The organism is Cereibacter johrii (assembly GCF_001720585.1).
Lineage (GTDB): Bacteria > Pseudomonadota > Alphaproteobacteria > Rhodobacterales > Rhodobacteraceae > Cereibacter_A > Cereibacter_A johrii.
The window spans coordinates 1-6,397 of record NZ_MABH01000069.1; the positions used below are offsets into that span (position 1 = coordinate 1).

Consider the following 6,397-nt stretch of genomic DNA (forward strand, 5'->3'; position numbering starts at 1 on the left):
CGCGCGGCCGGCCTCGTCGAGGGCGTCCTCGGTTTCGCGCTCCTCGAGCGCCGCGAGCTCCGCTTCCTCTCCTTCCGAGAGCTTCCCCGGCCGCGCGTAGAGCCGCGTCAGCTTCTGCGTCGCGGTCCAGGAAACATATTCCTCCGGCACCCACGTCGCCCATTCCCAGCCCTCTTCCGCGCGGATCCGCTCGGCCTCGGCCGCCCCCTTTTCGGCGAAGAGCCGGTCGAGGAGCGCCTCGTCCTCCAGAAGCGTCCGGTCGGCGAAGAGATCGCGCTGAGAGGTTCCACCGGCGGCGAGATAGGCCTCGAGCCCCACGAAGACCGCCCTTCGGTCGGTCGAGGGCACGGTCCCGGGTGTCAACTCGCGCCGCACCTGCTCGGGCCGCACGTCGCGGCCCCGCACCGAAGTGAGAACTTCGAGGCAGCGCTCGCCGCTGGGCGCGAGCGTCAGCGCCTTCGCCATCTCGAGCGAGATCTCGTTCGCGCGCAGCGCCGCCAGCGCCTCGGCCGGCAGGTCCGCGAGCTTCAGGCGCCGCTCGACGTGGGCCTCGGAGCGCGCGAAACTGCGGGCGATCCGCGACAGGCTCGCGCCGCGCTCGCGCATCGCGGCATAGGCGCGGACCTCGTCGGCCGGGTGCAACGCCGAGCGGGCGCTGTTCTCGGTGCCCGCCCAGGCCACCGCCTCCTGCAGGTCGGCCGTCACCTTCACCGGCACCGGATCTATCGGAATGAGATCCGGATGCCTGCCCCAGCCCTCGGCCGCGAGGAGCTGCAGCGCGCGGAGCCGGGTGCCGCCACCCACGATCTCGACGCCCTGAGGCGTCAGATGGCCGATCAGGTTCTGCAGGAGCCCCGCCACGGCGAGGCTCTCCGCCATGGCCTCGACCTCCTCGGCCGCGATCTCCTGACGGCTGTTCAGGGGCGAGAGCCGGAGCTCGGCGAGCGGGATGAGGCGCAGATCGCCTCGGGAGATGAAGTCCTTAGCCATGCGGGATGCCCTTCATGCAAATCTTCTCCGGCCCGCCGGAGCGCGGGACAGGACCCGGGCCGCGGAGGCGCCGGGCATGTTGAACGGAAGCTGCGCGGATCGCCCGCCGCGCCGGGGGTGGGTCAGGCCATGCCGAGCGCGGCCTTGTAGAGCTCGAGGAGCGTCTCCTCCTCAGCGAGGTCGTCCGGGGTCCGCTTGCGGAGCGCCACGATCATCCTGAGGATCTTCGGCGCGTAGCCCCTGCCCTTCGCCTCGGCCATCAGCTCCTTCTGCTGACCGCCGATCTCCTTCTTCTCCGCCTCGAGCTGCTCGTAACGTTCGATGAACTGGCGGAGCTCGTCGGCCGCGACCTGATAGGCGGCCTCGGCCACGGCGCGGTCGGCCGGCGTCTCCTTCATCGGCGGCTTGCGGATCCGGCCGCTGTCGATGGCGGCGGCCATGCGGTCGAGATCGGCCGCATTGAGGCTCTCGACCGGAACGGGCCCGGAGCGCGGCGCGGGCTGCGGGGCGGCCTCCATCACATGCCCCGCATCGCGCTGGCCTGCTGGCGCATGGTCGCGGCCACGTCGGTGACGTGCGCCCACAGGACCGTCGCGACAAACAGGAAGCCCAGGAGCGCCAGCGCGCCCACGAGGAAGCCGGTGAGGTTCGGCCCGAGCGGGCTCGGCCTGCTCGTGCGGAAGGCGGGCCGCGGCCGGGCGCGGTGCAACGGGCGGCCCATGGCAACGGCCAGCTCGTGTTCCGTCAGCAGCCGGCTGGCGGCCTTGCGCATCTCGGGCGTGGGCGCGTACTCGGCACGATGGCGGATGGTGGAGAGCTGGCGAGGAGAAAGCGGCAAGCCTCGTAGTGCTACGCGGCGTGCCGGAAAGGACCTGTAGGACATTGGCGGCTCCTTTGGCTACGATGCCCCGAACGTAGCCCTATCGGCTACGCTTGGCAACGAAAAATCGTATCCCTATTAGCCACGGTTGGCGCGGAGCAAGGCGCGTTATCCCGAATCGTGGGCAGCCCTATGTTCCAAATGGCCACGGAAGCTTGCCCGAAAGCGCTCCGCTGCACTAAAGCACGGTTTTCGCAGGCTGATCGGGAAGGAGCTCAAGATGGAAGATGATCGGGAGGAGATCGATCGTCTGATGCAGGGGCTGATGGGGCTCACGCCGAGGGCGCGCCAAGCCGTTTCAGCCGTTATTGATCAGATGCTCCTTGCTCAAGCTCAAGCGCGTGAATCAACTGTTCGACAATGCGACGGTTCTTTGGGGAGAGCTCCTGGAGGCGGCGATGCAGATCGCTCGCCTCATCTCCCGGAATCAACGGATATCCCGTGATCTCAGAGATGGCCTCCGCCTCGTCTTTTCTGACATGGCGGTCCCTGGTCATCTTGTAGATCGTGGTCTTGTCGTAGGTCATCCCTAGACCTCGTGCGGTCAGCGCATCCGCAATGCGGCCGTACGACAGCCCGCTGTGAGCGACTGCCTCCCGAACCCACTGATTGTCCGAGCCACTCTGCTTGGCCGGTTTCGGTCGCTTCTCCGTCATGGCTTAGGCTTGTATCCGGTTCCGCTACGCCTGTCGGTCGCTTTATCGGCCACAGCACTCTTGTCAGCCGTAGCCAATATGGCTACGTTCGCCGCATGGAACCAGCAGCGAGCATAATCGAGAAGCTTGGCGGGCCGTCCAACGTGGCGCGGACACTCGGTATGCACCGAGTATCTGTCGCGAAGTGGAAGCGCTCGCGCGAGGACGGCGGACGCGGCGGGGGAATCCCCATCGAGCACATCCGACCACTGATGGATATGGCAGAAGCCATGGGGGTGGCGCTGTCCGCGGATGACTTCATCCCGAAAAAGATGGGGGCAGCATGATGTATCCCGCCGCCCCCCTCGCACTTCATCAAATCGCTTCGTCATCGAAAGCCTCTGGTCGGGTTCAGGATGGAGCAACCATGTCAGGAAAGTCCCCCGGAAAGTCTTCCGCGAAGCGGGAGGCGATGACCTATCGCGCCTTCTTCGCGGCGCGCTGGTCTCGCTTCGTGCGCGAGAACTTCGACAGTCCCGAGCATGCGGCCATGACCTTCGGTGTCGACGGGTCGACGGCCCGCAAATGGTGGGACGGCAGTCATTCCCCCAGCGGGTTCGTCGTCGGCCTCGCCTACCAGAACTTCCCCGCAGAGGCGGCGACAACCCTACAGGCACAGGAATGATCACGATCATGCGCAAGGTCCTCGTGGCCGAAATCACCGCAGCCATCCACCTCGGTGCGGTGGCGGACTTCTGGGCGGCTCATGCCCGGAAGCGACTCGGAAAACTTTCCCAACACTTTCCGCAGGACCCCTCTTGCGAGGAGGCGGAGGAAACCTACCGGCAGGGCAACGCTCCCCGTCCTTATCGAATGCCCTCCGGCTGGTGGCTCGTTCCGTCCGTCCTGGCCGGATCTGCGATCCTCGCCACGGCCCTCGGGAGCCTTCTGTGACCGCCGCCGCGCCCTTGCCTGTACAGGACGCGGCCACTTCGCCGGGGGCTGCGGCCTCCGGCGCTTTTCGATCGAACGGGTGGGCCGCACTGCGGCGCCATCCCGCGGGCCGGGCAGAGCTCCTGCGCTGGCATGCCGATCCGGCGCTCGTCGCCCGGCATGCGCGCTGGGGGCGGCCGGTCTATCTGGCGAGCCCCTACACGCTCCGCGCCATCGGCCCTGACGGCGGCTGGTCGCGGGATCAGTCCGAGGCCGCGATGGCCGACGCCGCGCGTGAGGTCGCGCGGCTCCTCGAGGTCGGCGTCACCGCGATCTCGCCGGTGGTGCTCTCGGCCGCCGCGCTGCACGCCACCATGTTCCCGCGGCTTCGGATCGACCCGTTCGCTCCCGTCCTCTGGGAGGATTGGTGCCGCCCCATCCTTTCCGTCTGCGCCGCCGTCGTGGTCCCCGAGATCCGCGGCTGGGCGCAATCCACCGGCATCCGGCACGAGGTCGCATCCGCCCTCACAGCCCAGGTGCCCGTCTTCATCTATGGAGGCCTGCCATGACGAAGCGTGACCGCTTCCGACGCGCCGCGGGAGGTGCCCGTGCCGCATGACCGACTGACCGAGACCGAGATCCTCGGCGACTTCTGGGAATATCCCCTCGCCTTCGGCGACACGCTCTCGAGCCACGAATGGGTGCCCCTCCACATCAACCGCCTCCTCACCTCCCGCTTCGTCGCCCGCGCGCTGGCCGAGAACCGGCGCGCCGACATCGGCACGGCGCTCCTCCTCTGGTGCGAGGCCTTCCGGCAGGACCCGGCCGGAACGTTGCCCGACGACGATCTCGAGCTCGCCCGCCTCGCGGGCTATGGCGCGGATCTCGAGAGCTGGCGCGCGGCGCGCGAGGGCGCGCTCTATGGCTGGCGCGAGACCCATATCTCGAACCAGGAGGAGGCGCCCGGCAACCGCCGGCTCGGCCATGTGATGATCGCGGGCATCGCCCGCGACATGCACCGCCGCAAGCGCGGGCGCGATCAGGCGCGGACCGAAGGCTCGAAGGCCGTGGCCCGGACGCGGGTGAAGAAGAAGCTCATCGAGATCAAATGCTCCCGCGCGGCCGAGAGCCCGGACGTGGTGATCGCCATCGCGGACTGGCTCGGCGAGCGGGATCTCTACATTACGACGGACAATGTGCGCGCGGCCTTCGAGGCCACGCGCGGCGGGCCCAAGCTCGTGCAGGTCCAATGAGTTACAGCTGTAATCGACTGTAATCGACTGCAATCCTTACAGTCATTTACAGCAATTTTCAGGGCCGGAACTGTAATTGCCCCACAGGACAGGACAGGACCGGACCCGACAAAACAGAACCTGACAAAACATCCCTTCTGCAGGGGTGAGAAGATCGGGCGGTGGCGAGACGGCAGGCGTGGCTGGCTGAGAAAGGGATGGCCATGACGAAGGCAGAGGAGCGGGCGCGGGGGAAGGCGCTGGTGGTGGACCGGCTGGAGCAGGCCGGGATGGTGAGGCGGCGCGGCACGGCGGCCGCGGCGCATGAGGCGGCGATGGCCAGGCTCTGCGAGCAGCTGGGCTACATGGGAGCGGAGAACCTGATGACCTTGGCCGAGGTGCTGATCGACAGCGCGGCCGATGGGGTCTGGCCCTCCGAGGTGCTGATCCGGCAGTTCGCGCGCGCCATCGAGGAGCCGCCGCCGGCGGAGCGGCGGCTGGTCTCGAGCTGGCTCGCCTCGGTCGAGGGGCCGAAGGCGGAGGCCGGCGGGCATCTGGTGGAGCTCTATCGTTGGCTGCTCAAACACCCGCGCCCGCCGCTCGCGATGGACCTGCGCGAGATCCGGGATCAGGCGCAGGACAATGCCCGGCGCTGCGAGCTGATCCGCGACCGGATCGACCGGGAGACCGCGAGCCGCGAGGATCGCGACTGGCTCGAGCTCTACCTCCGCGACCGGGCGCAGGCCCGCGCGCTGGTGAGGAAGGGGCCGCGGCATGATCGGGCTCGGGAGGAAGGCTGCCGCCCGGCTGGATCGGCGCGCGGTGCAGAAGGAGGCGGCGGCATGATCGGTGGCGCGGTGGACATGCGGCGGGCAGAGCCGGTGCGGCGAGCACACAACAACAAGAACAAACAGGGGTGCCGCATGAGGGGCGCGAAGGGCCGCAAGGCCATGAAGGCGAAGCTGGTGAGCCTGAAGCTCGCGCCGTGGGATCTGGGACCGCTGACGCCCGCGCAGATCGCGGGCAAGCGGATCGAAGAGGCGGCCGAGGTCGACCCGAAGACCGGGAAGAAGAGCAACCCGAACAGGGTGATCCGCACGCGGCGCGAGACCTGGGTCGGGCGCTATCACCGGCAGGGCAAGCTCTCGGTGGAGCAGGCCAACATCGCGGCCGAGCTCTTCGAGGCGGCCTCGGGCATGCCCGCCCGTGATCCGCTGGCCGCCATCGTGAAAGTGGACACGAGCGGCACCCATGATCCCGAGGCCGAGCGGGTGGATCGGCGGCGCAAGTTCTTCCGCATGTGGGAGCTGGTCCCGCCCTTCGCCCGGCCCGTGATCCAGCATGTCGTTCTGGACGACCAGTCGCTCCACAGCCTGCCCGGGCGGCTCAACAGCCGGCACGAGGCCCGTCAGCTCGACCGCCTTCAGCGCGGCCTGCAGGCGCTCCACGAGGCATGGAGCTGACACCCGCTTGACGCGGCCCGATTGGTTCGGCAGATTGCCATCATCGAAGACAAGCGCCCGGCGAGCAGATGCTCTCCGGGCGCTTCGCTTTGGAGCCTCCCCGTGATCCGCAAACTCTGCTGCGCGCCCGGCTGCGAGGAGCTCGCGCCGGCCGGTCAGGCGCACTGCCCGGACCATGCCGCCGAGGCCGAGGCGAAGGCACGCGCCGCAAAGCTCGGGCTAAGGCAGGCGCCGCGGCGCAGGCGGGCGCGGCCTTCTATGCCA

Annotated in this window: 9 protein-coding genes and 1 pseudogene; 6 read left to right on the forward strand and 4 right to left on the reverse strand. The window is 68.5% G+C overall.

Annotated features, from left to right (window positions below):
• The 4 genes from A9O63_RS05005 to A9O63_RS22630 form a co-directional block, all read right to left on the reverse strand.
• Positions 1–990, reverse strand: a 990-nt coding sequence (locus A9O63_RS05005) for a ParB/RepB/Spo0J family partition protein (RefSeq protein WP_167354608.1), incomplete at its 3' end; no start/stop codon positions are given.
• 122 nt (positions 991–1,112) lie between these two features.
• Complete coding sequence (locus tag A9O63_RS05010) at positions 1,113–1,508, reverse strand: DUF2312 domain-containing protein (RefSeq protein ID WP_084295623.1); 396 nt, start codon at positions 1,506–1,508, stop codon at positions 1,113–1,115.
• Positions 1,508–1,873 (reverse strand): hypothetical protein, encoded by a 366-nt coding sequence (locus A9O63_RS05015; RefSeq protein WP_069330940.1) that lies wholly within the window; start codon positions 1,871–1,873, stop codon positions 1,508–1,510. The genes A9O63_RS05010 and A9O63_RS05015 overlap by 1 nt, the downstream gene beginning before the upstream one ends.
• Before the next feature lie 302 nt (positions 1,874–2,175).
• Positions 2,176–2,397: a hypothetical protein gene (locus A9O63_RS22630; protein WP_141703042.1), complete on the reverse strand. Its 222-nt coding sequence runs from the start codon at positions 2,395–2,397 to the stop codon at positions 2,176–2,178.
• A 580-nt stretch (positions 2,398–2,977) separates the two neighbouring features.
• On the opposite strand from A9O63_RS22630, the gene A9O63_RS23060 reads away from it, so the two are divergent.
• The 6 genes and pseudogenes from A9O63_RS23060 to A9O63_RS05050 all read left to right on the forward strand — a co-directional run bounded on the left by A9O63_RS23060 (position 2,978) and on the right by A9O63_RS05050 (position 6,133).
• A complete protein-coding gene (locus tag A9O63_RS23060; RefSeq protein WP_002719110.1) occupies positions 2,978–3,190 on the forward strand; it encodes a hypothetical protein in 213 nt (70 codons plus the stop codon).
• Positions 3,187–3,459 carry a hypothetical protein gene (locus tag A9O63_RS05030; RefSeq protein ID WP_069330942.1) on the forward strand — a complete coding sequence of 91 codons (273 nt, stop codon included), beginning with the start codon at positions 3,187–3,189 and terminating at the stop codon, positions 3,457–3,459. The genes A9O63_RS23060 and A9O63_RS05030 overlap by 4 nt, the downstream gene beginning before the upstream one ends.
• A complete protein-coding gene (locus tag A9O63_RS05035; protein WP_069330943.1) occupies positions 3,456–4,007 on the forward strand; it encodes a DUF1937 family protein in 552 nt (183 codons plus the stop codon). The genes A9O63_RS05030 and A9O63_RS05035 overlap by 4 nt, the downstream gene beginning before the upstream one ends.
• Before the next feature lie 6 nt (positions 4,008–4,013).
• Positions 4,014–4,691, forward strand: a complete 678-nt coding sequence (locus A9O63_RS05040; RefSeq protein ID WP_193384684.1) for a DUF1376 domain-containing protein — start codon at positions 4,014–4,016, stop codon at positions 4,689–4,691.
• Between the two features lie 197 nt (positions 4,692–4,888).
• Positions 4,889–5,467: pseudogene (locus A9O63_RS05045) on the forward strand (hypothetical protein); the annotation flags it as partial.
• A 126-nt stretch (positions 5,468–5,593) separates the two neighbouring features.
• Positions 5,594–6,133, forward strand: a complete 540-nt coding sequence (locus A9O63_RS05050; RefSeq protein ID WP_069330945.1) for a hypothetical protein — start codon at positions 5,594–5,596, stop codon at positions 6,131–6,133.
• Positions 6,134–6,397 lie beyond the last annotated feature (264 nt).